The sequence below is a fragment of the Candidatus Thiodiazotropha sp. AKIB8 genome, from assembly GCF_058244675.1.
On record NZ_JBSYOO010000051.1, the window covers coordinates 122875 to 139624 of the forward strand.

Below are 16750 nucleotides of genomic sequence, written 5' to 3' on the forward strand. Positions count from 1 at the left end.
GCGGATTATAGAGAATGTTATTTAACAGCTATATATTCTGGGCATTTTTTGCAGTAGTTATCACACTATATTTTCGCCTGCCCCATAAATATCAAAACCGCATGCTATTAGTCGCTAGTTATATTTTCTACGGCTATTGGGACTACAGGTTTTTGTCACTGATATTTATTTCTACTGTCGTTGATTATTTTGTTGCTTTAAAAATAGCGGGTAGCAATGATGCGAAGTATCGAAAACATTTTTTACTACTTTCGATTTGTACTAATTTAGGATTTCTAGGTTTCTTCAAATATTACAATTTCTTTTCAAATGAGTTCGCAACCATGTTGTCCTCGTTTGGAATGGATGTAAGTCTGCCTGTCCTTAATATCATATTGCCTGTTGGTATCTCTTTTTATACATTTCAGACACTTAGTTACACCATAGATACCTATAGAAAGAAAGTAGAACCGACTGATAAATTTCTTGATTTTGCCCTCTACGTCTCTTTCTTTCCTCAACTGGTAGCTGGCCCCATTGAGAGAGCAAGTCATCTTTTACCGCAAGTAATCAATGTTCGAAAAGTTCAGGGTAATGCCTTTTCAGAGGGATTGTTTCTTGTTGCTTCTGGTATGTTTAAGAAGATTATTATCGCTGACAACATGGCGCCAATTGTCAACTCAATCTTCTCTAAGCCAACCTCGGAATTGACTGGATTTGAAGTCTTGATCGGACTCTATGCCTTTGCATTTCAGATATATGGGGATTTTTCCGGATATTCATCAATTGCTAAAGGTATCGCCAGGTGGATGGGTTTCGAGTTGATGTGGAATTTTAGAAATCCCTATTTTTCAACTTCACCAAGTGATTTCTGGTCACGCTGGCATATCAGCCTCTCTACATGGATAAGAGACTACATCTATATTCCATTAGGTGGTGGCAGACTGGGAAATTTTCTGACTTTTCGAAATCTGGTATTGACCATGTTTTTAGGTGGTCTTTGGCATGGTGCAGGCTGGACTTTTGTATTCTGGGGACTGTTTCATGGTGCGATTCTAGTCGCTTACCATGCAATTGAGGCAAGTAAAGGTAAAGGCTACTTTACAGAGCAGACTAGCCTTGCAAAGCACATATTTTTTGTGGTTGTGATGTTCCATTTAACCTGTATCAGTTGGCTGCTGTTCAGAGCGGAGTCAATGCAACAGGTTACTGATATGCTATACCTTATGGTATCTGACTATCGCATCACTGATTTTTCAATTTATGCATTGGTCAATATCCTCTTTTTCGCTACACCCCTGATGCTCTTTGAATATATAACAGAACGAAAAAATGACCTTCTTTACCTGGTGTCAGCACGTCCTGCTATAAAATATATCTCTTATCTCTATATGGCTATTATGTTGCTGTTTTTTGTACCACTTCAAAAACAGGTATTCATATACTTCCAATTTTGATCTCTTTATCCTGGATTCCAGAACAACCTTATGAATGAAAAACTAACACTACTTGAAAAGGATGGAGAACGTATTTTTACTGTAGAACACCATCCGCAAGAGAGTAAACCTGAGAGAGCATATATTTTTGTACACCCATTTGCTGAAGAGAAGCTTTGGAGCCACAGAGTTTATGTCTCAACTGCAAGAGCCTTCTGTGATAAGGGGGTGTTTGTAGCGCGTTTCGATTTTAGGGGGCATGGAGATAGTGATGGCGAATTTCTTGACTCATCATTAGAGGGGCATATCTCAGACCTCAATAGTGTCATAGATCATGTTAAATCAATATGTCCATCCGCCACTACTATCGGTTTACTCGGTTTAAGGCTAGGCGGAACAATCGCTGTCATTACTGCAGAATCAAGAGATGATATTGATGAGTTGATCCTTTGGGATCCAGTCCTTAGTGGCGATAGGTATATGCAAGAAATATTAAGAAGTAATCTTGCTGCTCAAATGGCTGTGAAAGGTAAAGTCGAGATAACTCGCGACGACCTGATTGAGCAGATGAAGTCAGGTCAGCCAATTAACATTGAAGGCTACTATCTTAGATACCCCTATTTTGAAGAACTCTCATCAATTGATCTTGTAAAACTGGACTATCCTGATCGTATGCGCTGTTGTTTGCTTCAAATTGTTAGAAACCCAAAGCAGCCATTTAATAAACAGTATCAAGCCTACATTGAAAAATTTTCCGGTAATTCAATCATCGATAAAGCACATGAAGAGCAGTTCTGGAAAGAGATCAAAACCTTTTATAACAAGGCTGATAATCTCGTAAATCGATCATTAGAATGGTTAGAATAAAGATGCAAACGACGCCAGTTATATTTGAAAATCGAGATGGTTATAAATTATTTGGAGTGCTGGAGAAGCCTGATACGGTAGAAAGCAGCGTAACAGTCCTTCTATTGTCACCAGGTATAAAGATGCGTGTCGGGCCGCACCGTCTATATAATAAACTTTCCAAAAAACTTGTTGATCTTGGTGTTAATGTATTCAGGTTTGATTTTTACGGTCTGGGTGATTCTGAAGGTGATATAGATGAGTCTGTTTTGGTCAATGTTTACAATAGTATCCAGGATGGAAGATTTGTAAACGATACTGTCGATGCAATTGACTGGTTGGAAAAAGAGCAGGCCCAGTCTCAGTTCATACTCGGCGGCCTCTGCGGTGGTGCTATAACAGGGCTTCTTACTGGCTGCGACGATGATAGAGTCACAGGACTGCTTGCACTTGGCCTGATCAATGTATTTGAAGGTGGTGAAGATAATTTCAGTAAATTCGTTACAGAAGGTCATCTTTCATCATTAAAAGAGGGGTATATCAAAAAACTGACAGATTTTGATTCTTGGAAGAGATTACTCTCCTTTAAAAGTGATTACCGGTTAATCCTGAAAATATTAGTTAAGCCTTTTAGAAAAATAGTCAATAGCATCAAAAAAAGTGTAGAAAAAGACGATACTTCCGTGCTGACAATACCAAAAGAGCTGGAAGGTAGTAATGTTAATCCAAAGTTTGCACCTGCATTTTTTAAGATGCTGACAACTTCAAAAAAAATGTTGCTGATTTTCAGTGGTGCTGACAGATTACTGTGGGAGTTTGAGGAAAAGTTCGAATCCCACTATACAAAAAAGCTAAAACCCTACACATCGCAATATGAAGTCATAACCATTCCTCAGGCTAACCATATTCTGGGCCTCAAGGAGTGGGAAGACGAGATGCATGCTCATGTCGAGATCTGGATGAAACAATACTATCCGCTCAAATCGTAAACTGTGAAATGGTATTTCAACACTACTGTAACTTTAAAGTGGTGAGTGGCAGATGAAGGTGGTCTTACCACGAAAAGTGTCTCTTTAGTCGCAGTTTCATTTTCTCGCTATACTTTGAAATAATCATATAAAACAAAGGGATAGGGGTTATTGTCCGTTTTGCCCCCGGGATATCTGACTTGGTTCACACACAATACTCACCAAATCAACTAAAATTATGTTTGAATTAGGTCTAAGTATATTTAGGATTCAGGGTGTTTTTTCGGCCTATCCTTAAAGGTAGGTTTTTAGGGTGAGTGAATCGGTGTAGGAATAATATTCCTATAATATCCGCCGGCAATTATTAATTGACGATCAATTCTCATAATAATTCTGCTGGACTATGTAATCTTAGATTCTGTTAATCGATACAATTGGATTATTGAGATCGTAAGATGAAAACCTCAAACATTATATTAACTTCTCTGTTACTACTCCTTTCCAGTTCGGTCTATTCCGCACAAGGACTTCCTTTTACTACCTCATTTGAGAGTGGTGATCTAAGTGATTGGTTTTGGGGAAATCACTCGAACACCACTGTAATCAATACCCCCGATGCATTTGATGGAAACTACTGTGCACAGATGGACTATAGTGCGACTGAGAATTGGGATAATTACATGGACTACTATTTTGGTGACCATGTAACCATTTCATCACATACTCAGGGTGAGGCGGCAAATGAACTGTGGTTGAAATTCAGCGTTAAATACGCGGCTCAGGGAACGCCCAGCAATAAGCAGAAATTAGCACTGGTAAACTTTACCAACGGCCAGGATAACCAACGACGCTATCAGGTTATTATCTACAGTTATCTCGGTGAGTACGGTATTGAGCATAGCTATATTGACAGTTGGCGTTTTTTCTTGCTTCCGCAGAACGTTGGTGGCGCTGCGAGCCCTGTCAGGCCCGGCCAATGGGATACCCTCAAAGTCTATTTCAGGAACAATACGCCAGGCGCCTCAGATGGCATCGTCAGAATGTGGATCAATGGTGAACTTAAGCTAGAGCATACCAATGTAAATCTCAGAGAGTCTACCAATTTCAATCCCAACAAGCTGATAATGTCCAGCTGGAATAATGTGGATATGACGAGTGAAAATGGCACGCTTTATCAGGATGACTACTATCTTGGTGAGGTAGACCCTGATGCCGGCACACCGGTAAATGCACCACCGTCCCCTCCTGTGCTTCTCAATCAGTAACTGCTTCTTATCTTTCTCATGATCGCCAGGCTAAGCTTGGCGGTCATGAGTTCACTTCAAATACCTGTTTCTATTATGGGTCAGCTGTAGCACCCTTCGACTCATATCAACCTATTCATCAAAACTAAACGACAAACCGCAACTTAAGACTTTTGCGCAATTTTTAGGCCCATCTTTGGTCGTTAGATACAACCACCACAGCGTTTTTTACACCATTCTGCATAGGCTCCAAATCACTATTCGAGAGGAGCTTCTTGGCTATTCGCCAGAATGGGGTAATAATGGAGTGTTATATAGTGTCGTGGCTACAGCCTCTATAAACATAATTTATTAACCCGGCTGAAAGCGAACTGTTTCATCAGCGGGTTAATAGTATGTCGATATTATTTTTATCGGGGTTTTAGCTTCATTGAGTCTGTGGAGCGTGTAGAAGATATGTGTAGTGCAGAAAACCGAAAAAAAAGCATACTGATTACCATTTCAGCAATTACGGGAGGTGGGGCTGAGCACGTCGTAGAGCATCTATGCAATACATTGGATAGTAGTAAATTTGATATCCACTGCGGCTACTTTAAGGAGAGAGGAGAGCGTGGTGATGCCTTGGCAGCAAATGGTGTAAACGTTGTTCGCCTGACTGATAGTGACGAGTCAAAAACAGACTATTTCAGTTTTCTCAAGATGAGAAAGTATTGTAAAGAACATAATATAGAGCTGGTTCATGCTCACGATATACATGCTATGGTTAATGGCGCATTAATGAAGTTGACCATGCCCAGTATTAAGCTGCTCTACACTTTTCACTTTGGAAATTATCCAAATATCGATAAGAATAAGTACTATTTCGAGAAAGTCTTCACCAAAATACCAGACCAACTCATTGCCGTGGGTACCCGGCAAGCGAGTCAAATATCACGCACTTACAACATTCCTGAGAAAAGAATCAAGACTATTTACAATGGTGTACACGACTATTCGGAGACGAAACAGCCTACGGAGGGTGTTGAAAGCGGTGACAAGATTACATTTGGCTCACTAAGTACACTTACCACCCAAAAGGGCATAGAGATATTGATCGATGCTGTTGAGATGCTTAATGAGAAGCACCCTGAGAAGTTTTCCATGGTAATTGTGGGAGATGGTGAACTGAAAGATAAATTAAAAGCGCTCTCTAAGGAAAAGAATCTTGATAATGTAATCACTTTCGCAGGTTGGGTGCGCGATGCAAACATCAATATGCTTCCAGATTTTGATGTATTCGTACAGAGTTCAAAGTGGGAAGCGATGTCAGTCGTTATTCTAGAGGCGATGTCTGCCAGTAAACCAATTGTGGCAACAAACGTGGGTGAAAATCATGTGGTATTGGAAAATGAGAAGTCAGCCTTAATTGTCCCACCCAATGACCCCAGGCAGCTTGCTGATGCTATGGAGCGAGTGCTTGAAGATAAGGCGCTAAGGGATAGATTGGGTGCGAACGCCAGGCAGCGGTTTGGGGATAATTATACCGTTGAAAAAATGGCAGAGAATTACGATCGTCTGTTCTCTGACATGCTTGTGTGATATCTATTAAGGAATCTGCTCTATTCATGCAGAAAGAAAAAAGCCCCCTTGCGGGGGCTTGAAAATGCCAGTTGACTCACTAGGGTGTGCTTATTTGTGCACGCCCAGCTTTTCGCGCCAGCCTGGGAAAATCGCATCTGCATCAAGAGGGAAGGACTCGAAAGCACGAGCAAATTCTTTGTGCTCTTTCGCCCATTCGATTGGGTCAGCACCAGCCTTCCAGCACTCATACGCCTGACGCAATGAAGTGGCGCCAGCTGCAGGGCTATCAATGTGACCGTAAGAGCCGCCGCCAGCAGTGTTGATTACATTGCCATGTCCGAGGTTTTCAAAGAAACCTGGAAGGCGAAGGGCATTCATGCCACCGGAGATGATTGGAGTGGTAGGTTTCATGCCATACCATTTCTGGTTATAAGCTGGACCTTGATACTCATCACGCTCAATGATGTAAGCAATTGCACGGTCATCCTTATCGCCTTCCATTTTTCCGTAGCCCATGGTTCCAACATGGATACCGGACGCACCCTGCAATCTTGACATTTTAGCCAGTACATAAGCAGTGTAACCACGCTTGGCACTAGGGGAGGTAACCGCACCATGGCCAGCACGATGATAGTGGAGATACTGGTTGGGGAAATAACGACGTGCAGTGGTAACCATTCCTGGGCCGCCTACATAACCGTCAACGAGGAAGGCAACTTTGTCGGCATCAGCACCGAATGCTTCGAGGATGAATTCACCACGAGCTATCATTTCGGCGTGATCATCAGCAGTAATGTTGGCAGAGAAGAGCTTAGCTTCGCCAGTTTCATCCATGGCGCGTTTCATTGCGTCATAGACCAATGGGTAGACTTTGCGAGCTGGGCAGAAAACCTGGTTACCCTGAGGCTCATCATTTTTAATAAAGTCGCCACCCAGCCAGAACTGGTAAGCTGCTGATGCAAATGGTTCAGGACGCAGGCCAAGTTTTGGTTTGATGATGGTTCCGGAAATATAGCCGCCATCAACAACAGGGCGACCCAGGATGCGCCACAGGTCTGAGATGTCTTTTGCAGGACCATCAAACAGCTGAATGGCACGAGGTGGCATGAAGAAGTCATACATTTTTGCATGTTCAACATCACCCATGCCTTGGTTGTTACCAATGGTCAGGGTCAGGAAAGAGACCAGCATCATGCGTCCATCTGTGATATTGCGATCGAACAGATCAATGGGGTATGCAATACGCATCTCTTCGGAAGCTTCGTCAATTAGATAGACTAATGCATCGACGCCTTTGGTAAAGTCATCAGTGGTGGAGACTTCAACATTAGTACCAGTAGAAGATTCTGCTGCGAAGTGAGCTGCAACTTCTAAAAAGCCGTAGCCGCTTTTAGGCTTCATTTTATAAGCACAAAGGATGTGTTGACCGCCTGCAATTAAATCCTCTTCCTTCAAACTCAGGTCTGAGTAACGCGATGATTGGTCTAATGCCATTAATCTGCTCCAAATAATTGAATTATTAACGAAATATTTCCGATTTAAACTCTATATCCCAGTTAAATATAGGGAATTGGCTGCAAACCTTACAGTCTGTAGGTATATAAGTAAACAAAAATAAGCTGATTGAAACCATAAGTAAATACTTATGGTCATCTCTTTTTTATCTGAATATCAGATCCGAAGAAAGATATGCGGGTAGAGTGCTTGTTTTCAGCCAGGATTAACCTAGTCTTCATTATGTAAGGATGAAGATGTGTGGGAGGAGTGAAGCAAGTTACCTGTTTCTATCCTGAAGCAGAAATAAATAGAATAACTACTGTCTTCAGCTTGTCACGATTAAAAATCTCATCTCAAGGCGGATATATTCCAGGGAATCAGATATTACAGGTGGATATTGATTCTTTCATAGTGGTTCAATGCAAATCGCAGGCGTTTGTGCCATGAGTAAGACCAATAAGTTTGTGTCGTTGTTTTTTTGCTTTGCCAGAGTGGGTCTTCTCATCTCGGCCTTGGCTCCAGCGTTTGCAGTTACTTCCGAAGTATTGGTGCTCGGCGTACACCCATATCGCCCGCATAGTGAACTTGAACTGATGTTCCAGCCGATGGCTGATTTCCTGAGTCAGCAGATCAAGCGGAAGATTGAAGTCCGTATTGGCGATTCATATCAATCCCACCACGATGCCATCATTAATGGTGACGTTGATATTGCTTATATTGGTCCCTCTCTGTTTGTTAGTGTGTTCGATGAACATGTAGATATTCCGGTGTTGGCCAGATTAGAGGTTAATGGCAAGCCAACGTTTATAGGAAAGATCATTGTTAGGGAGAGTAGTGGATTTCATAAGCTCGAGGATCTAAAAAAGCACCGTTTCGCTTTTGGCAGCCCTTCGTCAACTATGAGTCATTTGGTGCCAAGACAAATGTTACATGATGAAGGCATCGATATTGATGATTTTTCCGGACACCATTTTTACAACAACCACAACAATGTTGCGTTGGCTGTATTGGCAGGTGATGCTGATGCAGGGGCTGTAAAAGAGGCTATCTATGAAAAGTATAAAGAGCGTGGAATTGTTGCTATAGGAGACACCGCGGAAGTATCTGAACACTTATTTATCGCATCTACGAAATTGGATCCCCAGATTCTTAGGAAATTGAAGTATGCAATGCTTAGCCTGAATCAAGATAATCCATCTACATCTTCAGTGTTGAAACCGATAAAACAGACGGCTACTGCTCTGGTTGATGCTAGCTCGAAAGATTATCAAGGATTACGGGATATTTTGAATGCACTTCGGAGTCGAGGTGTTAAATGGTAAATGAATCCAGACGTAGATCATCATTTTTCACTGTCACTATTTCCACAATAATATTTATGTGTTTACTGATTGGTGCGATTGGTGTTTTTGTGAGCCACCAACATGATCATCATATTGGCATCACAAAAGCTTTGGCTGAAGGGCAAATGGAAGTTATCTCCTTTATCACAAAAGAGGAGTTACAAAAAGGTAACTACGACTCTTTAGCGCTACTTTTTAAACAGTGGGCTGTTCAATATATAGAGATTGATGAAGTTGAGCTGGTATCGAAAAACGGTTTTATGATAGCGGGCTATGGTCCACTGAAGCCATCTGTTCGACGCTATATTCTGAATAGAGAAATCACATATTCATATCGAGGAAGAGCAAACCTGCTGCTGGCCTACAGCCTTGAAGGCGCATACAAAATGACCAATGATTTGATATTTCAGATGGTCATTGCAGGGTTAAGCATCTCGTCTGTTTTTGGTTTGCTTATTTTTCAATTCGCTTCTCGAAGGCAGGAAGCTGATCTGCTTAGCAATATGGTGGATGAGTTACAGGATGCTGAGTCCAGAAATAAACGCTTGGCTGCCTATCCTCGAGCTAACCCGAACCCCATTGCTGCTTATGATCTAAATGGAAATGAGATCTTTTGTAATCCTGCATTCACCAGATTAATAGGTCTTTTACACGCAGATGACAGTGGAGTTGTTTTACCTGAGAATCATCGAGAGATACTTGCAAGAATGGGGCAGGGTGAGCATCAACTCTATGCGGAAGTAGATGCAGGCTATAAGCATCTACTTCTCCACTATCAATGGATAGACCTGGTGAAAGAGGTCTACGTCTATATACAGGATATTACGGCCCTGAGACTGGCAGAGCAGGCATTGATAGATGAGCGAAATCAGGCGCGTACTACACTCTCATCCATTGCTGATGCGGTTGTGACGACTGATACCAGCGGTCGAATAGTTTACCTCAATGAGTCAGCAGAAAATATTATCAAGCAGGATTCAGATAAAATTATCGGTAAGCGATTTGAGAATATATTTATATTAATGGATGAAGATAATAAAACACCAATAGTTAATTCACTTCTTCAGGCTCAACTCAATAAGTCAGATACTGTATTCAGTACACAGGCTATTTTAGCGCTCACAGATGGGGATACGCTGAATGTAAGTGTTACTGCGACCTCTATTATCAGTCGGGAGAGTCAAAGCTCAGGTGTAGTGGTCGTCATACGGGATGTTACTCGAGAAAAACGTCTACAAGAGGAGTTGTATCGCCAAGCCAGTCACGACAACCTTACAGCCCTGATGAATCGAAATGCATTTGAGACACACCTCGAATTGGCGCTTGAGTCAGCACATGGCAGGGGGCATGAACATATCCTTTGCTTCATGGATTTGGACCAATTCAAGGTTGTGAATGATACCTGTGGGCATGTGGCGGGTGATGAGTTATTGCGCCAGATTGCAACAATTATGCGAAGACATTTTCGTGGAAGTGATGTGTTGGCGAGGATTGGTGGAGATGAGTTTGGTTCTATACTGAGTGATTGTCCGCTTGCGATGGCGCTGGAACGTGTAGATCGGCTTCGTAATGAAGTACATGAGCATACATTTACCTGGGAAGGCCACAGTTTCAGAGTTAGCATAAGTATAGGTGTAGTTCAGATAGATCAATACAGTGAGAGCGCCTCAATATTGATGAGTTCAGTTGATTCAGCTTGCTATTCCGCTAAAGATGAAGGCAGAAATTGCGTCCATGTTTATGAGCAAGATAGGGACTCCTCGAAGCGGTTATTAGGGCAAATGCAATGGGTTTCGCAGATAAATAGTGCATTGGAAGAGGAGAGGTTGTTGCTTTATGTACAACCTATAGTTGACCTGCATAGTGTTGGTTTAGAGACAAAAGCTGTAGAGATACTGGTCAGAATGAGATCGCAAGATGGTGAATTGATACCACCTGGCGCATTCCTTCCTTCAGCTGAGCGTTACGACTTGATAGATCGTATTGACTATTGGGTTATCGAACAAGTTATGCGCCTCTTGATGAAATCAAAAGCAGAGTATCCTGATTGTTTTATAAATATATCTGGCGCGACATTAAGTCGTAAAAAACTCTCTTTTATTCTTAAGGGTCTATTCAAAAAATATGAAATTAATCCACGAAAACTGATTTTTGAAGTAACAGAAACAGCTGCAATTCAGAATTTATCGAGTGCTTTGACAATGATTCATGATTTGCGGGAGATCGGTTGTCGTTTTGCGCTGGATGACTTTGGCTCGGGCCTCTCATCGTTTGCATACCTTAAGAGCCTACCGGTAGATTATCTAAAAATTGACGGTATGTTTGTTAAGGATATGCATACAAACCCTGTAGACAGGGGTATGGTGGAAGCGATTAAGACTGTTGCTGACACTATGAAACTGACAACAATCGCAGAATTTGTTGAAGATAGTGCAATTCTGGTCGAGCTGCAGCGCATAGGTATCGATTTAGGTCAGGGATTCAGTATCGCAAAGCCCAGACCAATCGAAGAGTATCTTGCAGAGTTACATGACCAAAACAATATTATCTGGCTTTAGCTATATGGCTACATATTAGGCCAACCCTGGCAAAGGGAAATAATTCCCACGAAAGTAGAAGACAATCACGATGAAATTCATTGTGATTGTCAGGCTACTGCATAATAAATCTTAGTTAACCAGCTTATGGTACATCTGGCGACTAGCTTGACCAATCACAAGAAAGAGGATGAAGGAGATGCTAAGAGCTGAAAGGATTGCTGCGATGCTTGCCAGACCAATGCCTAGCCAAGTTAAAGTATCCATTTTAATGATCCTGAGTTACTGCTGACAGGTAGAGTGCAGAAGCTTATCATTATATTTGCATAGATGAATAGAGTAAGTTGTTATTATTTGACATGGTCGTCAGTTATTTTGATATATGTCAATTAGACATTGATTAATATGGTGGTTCTTAAAATATAAAGCCCTATAGGCAGATAATTGAACCTTTCTGTTTTTTAGCCAAATACATCTTCCTGTCTGCTCTTCTGATCAATTCGTCGATTTCGATGGTTTCACCAGGCACTATTTCAGTTATTCCTATACTTAATGAGTGCTCTGGGTATTTGCTGGAAAACTTTTCGATTATCCTTTTGCAAATATTATTTGCATTACCAATATTGCAATCTGGCAGAACCAGACAAAATTCGTCACCACCGTATCGACATGCAACATCAATATCTCTTACGCAGCATTTGAGTACCTTGCTTGTATATTTCAGAATTTCATCGCCTTTTACATGCCCTTGCTTATCATTGATCTGTTTAAAATCGTCGATATCAAGATAGACTAAAGAGAGTTTTGATTCCCGTCTTCTTGATACGGATAGCTCTCTATTGAGTATGTCCTGCATTGCCCTTCGATTGTGTATGCCTGTAAGGGCATCAAGTTTTGCCAGTTCTTCGAGTTGTTTTGTTCTCTCTGCAACTTTACCTTCAAGGCTTTCTGCATATAGTTCGGTCTTTCTTTTTTCTATTTCAATCTCTTCTACCAGGCTGGCAATATAAGTATCAAACACCAGTGTTGTATCAAAATAGAACAGGCTCTCTAAAATATTTAAAGTAGACTTCAATGTCTCACTATTATCTATATTGTTTTGTAGAGTCCTTTCTATTAACTCTTTTAAACTTTTTACTGCAGAGAGATAGAGTTTGGGTTCTACGCCTATGTGTTTGTGAACCAGGCCGATTCTCAATCTATTATTGACATATTCGGCGCCATATTCGCCAGAGAACATGTCAATCACATATTTACGCTGGGCATTCCGCAGACGTATCAATGTATCGGCGTCTCCGATCAGAAGAGAAATTTCATCAATTTCTGTCTGTTTTTCGTAAAATTCGTTGACTATTTCATCTATATTCTCTTCTATCAGATATCTATAACCAGATAGAAGTTTCAATGCTTCAGGGCTTAGATTCAATAGCCCCATACGCTGGTTAATTTCACTATCTGTAATATGCATTTGTTCCAGCAAGGTTGTATCGGTACGTCGCATGTTTGTCACGCTGCTATCTTAAGTATTAGAAGATATAGAATATTCGATAAATTAATCACTCTTTCATTCCCTTCCATTCCATTCATACATATAGCTATCATGGATATATAATACTAGCCAGGTTAATTGTATTATTAACCCGACTGAAGATGGCTATTGAGGTTCCGGGTTAATAACTTGCCAATATAGATCAAATAGATCACACTTTAACACTGTAAAAGCTACCCTTTTATTATTAGGTGTTTACTGAATCATTTTTGAGTTTGGTAACTATTAACCCGGCGACTAAGTATGTGGTCTTCAGGCTTGAAATCCCTAACAATATGATTTTTAAAAGGCAGACACACTTCGGCTGAAGACAACATACTTAGTCGCCGGGTTAATAATGTAGTGAGTCTCAACAAATATGTGCGGATAACACGATATGGCAGTTAGAAAATATGAAGGCATACATAATGATCCAAAAGGAGCGATGAATCCTACCGGTAATATTATTCGTGATGCCTGGGTATTCGGTCTGATCCCGGAAACTGAGACCTGTGAAGGATGGACGGTGCAGGGTATTGAAGCACTCTACGATAAGGTCACAACTGAGTGGGAAAAATATGGCCACTTAGTATCAAATCTGCCCCCTGATCTGGCAGAACGGCACGGCCGTATCTATCAGCAGGCAATTTCAAATGCCAAGGAAAAGGGGTGGGACCCGGAATTGGGTGAGGATGATTGAGGTCCTTGTGGCTGAAGGTATTAGTGAAATATTTTTTCGTCCTGATGAGTTGGCTTGTGAGCGCCTCACCATACCTGCGCCACTCTATAACCAATGCAGGCTGATGCTGACTCGTTGTCAGAACGAGCACATTTTTGTACCAATTCGATCAATGCAAATTCAAGCTGTGATTGATATGGAGGAGGTTATATTTGTCGACAACCTTGCCTATGCAGTCAGGGACGGAGAGGGTGGCAAGCTGATTCGTTTGGCTTGGAAGTTTCGCAGAGATAAGGAGAGAGAGAGTTTAACGGAACCTGCGCAAATAGACCTGATCTACTACGATGAGACGGCTCGGGAACTGCATGTCAGATTGATAGGTGAATTCAAAAAGGCACTCGACCTAATGTTGCAACGCGCTAAAGAGGATGGGTGCCAACCTAGAGAAAAAAGGGTTTTGCCGTTTGACAGACAAAAAAACTAAGTTCTGCTAATCGAGAGTAACTCTCGATGCTCGATAGCACACTAGGAGATCGGTGATGATCTACCCGGTTAGAGCAGCGAATACGCTGGGCAATCTTTCCGGTAGACGAGCTACGTCGTCAACAATGGAGTAACCATTTTCACCAAATATTCTTGATACATAACGGTCTGCATCAGGATCTAGTGTCAGGCAGTAGGTGTAGACACCTTGCATGGCGAGATCCTCAACTGCTTTCTTCGCATCGTGTCGAAGATATTGTGGATCACGCTCATCAATATCTGCAGGTTCACCATCAGTGACCAGTATGACAAGACGTTTTTGTGCATTTTGTTGGCTCAAGTGCCAACCTGCGTGGCGTAGTGCTGCACCCATACGGGTGGAGAGGCCGCCCTTCATGCCTGCCATCCGTGCCTTGGCTACATCGTCATAAGATTGTTCGAAATCTTTAAAGCGGTAGTATTGAACATCGTGCCGACCGTCTGATGCGAAGCCGTGTACAGCAAAGTTGTCACCTATGGAGTCAATGGCCCAGGAGAGCAGGCCAGCTGATTCGCGGGTCAGATCGAGAATGCTATCCTGCTTCTCGTAACCCTCTTCACCTTCAGCTATATCACCAATCTTTTCGTTGGTAGACTCTGAAAGGTCGAGCAGCAGAACAATCGACAGGTCACGAATATGGCGGGTTATACGGATGTTGATTCTTGGATCCGGCATAACGCCGCGGCGGATGTCGATCATCGCCCTTACAGCCGCGTTCAGATCCAGCTCCTCGCCCTCTTCATAACCACGACGACGTACGATTCCCTGCGGTTGCAGCGCATCGATCAGATGGCGGATACGCGAGGCGATAGGTTTATGTTTGGTCAGGATCTCGTCCATGATCTCGGGATCGCCAGAGCCCTGCTTACGTTCGATCACAGTCGCCCAGTCAGGGCGTGCGAGTTGTACATGGTAGTCCCACTCGTTGTAGTGGTAGGGGTCGGAGACTGGCTCTACGCCTTCCATCTGGTTGTAACTGATCCCCATGTCTTCGTAGGGGAACAGCTCCGAGGAGAGTACCAGTATCTCATCCGGGTTGTCGTGGGTCATCTCAGAGTCTAGGTCATTGACGAACTCCATCAGACTGACGTACCGACGCACCGTCTTTTGTGAAGTTGGCAGATAGTCGATCCCCTTGGATTCGAACATGTTCTCAGAGAAGTCCCAGAAATAGCGGTTGTCATCACGGTAGGGTATCGGCCATTCGGAAAGAATACGCACACTGGGGATCTTGGCGATATTAACCATTTTGTTGTAGAAATCGATACCTGCCATCCAGGCTAAACGAGGCTCATAGGGGTCTTGCTTCAGTTTGACAACGAACTCATCGGCAATCTGGTTTATCGTTTCCATCTCGTCGCGGTAATCTGGGTCCATGATGGCGCGGGTGGTACGCATCATCAGATCCATGGTCTCATGTGGTTTACTCTGGTCGTCGTTCTCACCCGGCTCAGCGGTGAAGAATTTCAGCCATAATTTGCGCAGGCCTGGAAATTCGTTGTAAGCAAGATATTCAACCCGTGCATCCTCAAAGAGTTCGATCATACGCATCTGAGCTTGAGATAATTGCTCTGCAGAGATCGGTTGTCTGGTGTAGACCATATGAGCTGCAGCGTGGGCTGTGGTTGCCCGGTAGACTTCCATGCCATCGATACCACGGAAAGGGTCGAAGGCATCGGGGACGTGAATCTGAAAATCTTCGATATAAGGACGAATACCCTGACGTGATTCGAAATCACCAGCGGTTGGTCGCATGAAGAAGGCACGTGCCCACAATGCACGTAGATAGAAGTTAAGTTTTCTCTGATTGTCGATGAACAGGGTTCCACGACGTTCGGACTGCAGAATGGATCGGGACGATTCGGTCTGAAGGCCGAAGTAGGCCAATTGACCGTCGAGATCACGTTGGTGGGCCTGTGCCCCCCACATTACCCAGCGACGTAGACCACCTAAGGTCAGTTTGGAGAGCAGTTCGTCCAGGTTTTCCATCATCGGACGCAAACCGCGTGGTGCCTTGCCGGTCATCTGGTGCAGCAGCTTGAGGAAGCCACGCATTACTTCCGCATCACCCAGCCTGGCTGCGGCCAAAGGCAGATTGGCGACGATCAGGGTAATGACGCTGCCAGAAGTGTGGGAGGCCAGTTTCATCATCGCTTCAACGATGTCAGGAATGATGTCTTCACCAACCTCTTTGGCAACGCCGGGCATCTCCTGCACGTAAGTCAGTACCAGATCCTGGCCGCGACCGAGTGTACAGAAGGCGCGCATGCCTTCGAGATAGTTTTGCAGGCCTCGCGGGGACATCACACGCTGGGCTTCGTGATACGAAGATTCGAGTGCTTCCGCATGTTCATGATCACCTTGATCGAGGCAGGTGACGTATTCGGTGAAATCGACACTCATAACATATTACTCGCTGGCTACTTAATAACCGTCCGTAGTGTTGCAAGTCGACTGCCGGGGTTGGTGCGGCAGGGCCGCACCCTACTGATCCCTCTACATCAAGAGGCTGGGCTGTCGATTAACCACTCCGAAATGCATAAGCAATTGATGCAGAGCGGTTAACTATGCGAAAAACTACATTTGCGTTTATTCGCATTCATTAGCGGA

General features: G+C 43.0%; 12 protein-coding genes. 9 read left to right on the top strand and 3 right to left on the bottom strand.

The features are described from left to right. Positions 1-14 precede the first annotated feature (14 nt). The 5 genes from AC4IFB_RS18890 to AC4IFB_RS18910 all read left to right on the top strand — a co-directional run bounded on the left by AC4IFB_RS18890 (position 15) and on the right by AC4IFB_RS18910 (position 6051). A complete protein-coding gene (locus AC4IFB_RS18890) occupies positions 15-1436 on the top strand; it encodes an MBOAT family O-acyltransferase (protein WP_490780994.1) in 1422 nt (473 codons plus the stop codon). Positions 1437-1466: 30 nt separating this feature from the next. Beyond that, entirely contained in the window at positions 1467-2282 is an 816-nt protein-coding gene (locus tag AC4IFB_RS18895) for a serine aminopeptidase domain-containing protein (RefSeq protein WP_490778799.1), read from the top strand. A gap of 2 nt (positions 2283-2284) precedes the next feature. After that, positions 2285-3250 carry an alpha/beta hydrolase family protein gene (locus AC4IFB_RS18900; RefSeq protein WP_490778798.1) on the top strand — a complete coding sequence of 322 codons (966 nt, stop codon included), beginning with the start codon at positions 2285-2287 and terminating at the stop codon, positions 3248-3250. A gap of 434 nt (positions 3251-3684) precedes the next feature. Continuing rightward, a complete protein-coding gene (locus AC4IFB_RS18905) occupies positions 3685-4494 on the top strand; it encodes a hypothetical protein (RefSeq protein ID WP_490778797.1) in 810 nt (269 codons plus the stop codon). 435 nt (positions 4495-4929) lie between these two features. Beyond that, the gene (locus AC4IFB_RS18910) at positions 4930-6051 is read left to right on the top strand and encodes a glycosyltransferase family 4 protein (RefSeq protein WP_490780995.1); all 1122 of its coding nucleotides are present in this window, start codon (positions 4930-4932) and stop codon (positions 6049-6051) included. 90 nt (positions 6052-6141) lie between these two features. Here the strand turns inward: AC4IFB_RS18910 and AC4IFB_RS18915 are convergent, their stop codons facing one another. Next, positions 6142-7527: a ribulose-bisphosphate carboxylase gene (locus tag AC4IFB_RS18915; RefSeq protein WP_490778795.1), complete on the bottom strand. Its 1386-nt coding sequence runs from the start codon at positions 7525-7527 to the stop codon at positions 6142-6144. A gap of 446 nt (positions 7528-7973) precedes the next feature. Here AC4IFB_RS18915 and phnD point away from each other — a divergent pair, with 446 nt between their 5' ends. Continuing rightward, complete coding sequence (gene phnD / locus AC4IFB_RS18920; RefSeq protein ID WP_490780996.1) at positions 7974-8852, top strand: phosphate/phosphite/phosphonate ABC transporter substrate-binding protein; 879 nt, start codon at positions 7974-7976, stop codon at positions 8850-8852. Between the two features lie 89 nt (positions 8853-8941). Then, on the top strand, positions 8942-11431 hold the full coding sequence (locus AC4IFB_RS18925; protein ID WP_490780997.1) for an EAL domain-containing protein: 2490 nt from the start codon (positions 8942-8944) through the stop codon (positions 11429-11431). Between the two features lie 409 nt (positions 11432-11840). On the opposite strand, the gene AC4IFB_RS18930 is transcribed toward AC4IFB_RS18925, so the two are convergent. After that, entirely contained in the window at positions 11841-12911 is a 1071-nt protein-coding gene (locus AC4IFB_RS18930) for a GGDEF domain-containing protein (protein WP_490778792.1), read from the bottom strand. A 424-nt stretch (positions 12912-13335) separates the two neighbouring features. Here AC4IFB_RS18930 and AC4IFB_RS18935 point away from each other — a divergent pair, with 424 nt between their 5' ends. Next, positions 13336-13638 carry a hypothetical protein gene (locus AC4IFB_RS18935; protein ID WP_490778791.1) on the top strand — a complete coding sequence of 101 codons (303 nt, stop codon included), beginning with the start codon at positions 13336-13338 and terminating at the stop codon, positions 13636-13638. Beyond that, entirely contained in the window at positions 13631-14101 is a 471-nt protein-coding gene (locus tag AC4IFB_RS18940) for a hypothetical protein (RefSeq protein ID WP_490778790.1), read from the top strand. Before AC4IFB_RS18935 ends, AC4IFB_RS18940 begins: the two co-directional genes overlap by 8 nt. 60 nt (positions 14102-14161) lie before the next feature. On the opposite strand, the gene AC4IFB_RS18945 is transcribed toward AC4IFB_RS18940, so the two are convergent. Beyond that, the gene (locus tag AC4IFB_RS18945) at positions 14162-16543 is read right to left on the bottom strand and encodes a nitric oxide reductase activation protein NorD (protein ID WP_490778789.1); all 2382 of its coding nucleotides are present in this window, start codon (positions 16541-16543) and stop codon (positions 14162-14164) included. Positions 16544-16750 lie beyond the last annotated feature (207 nt).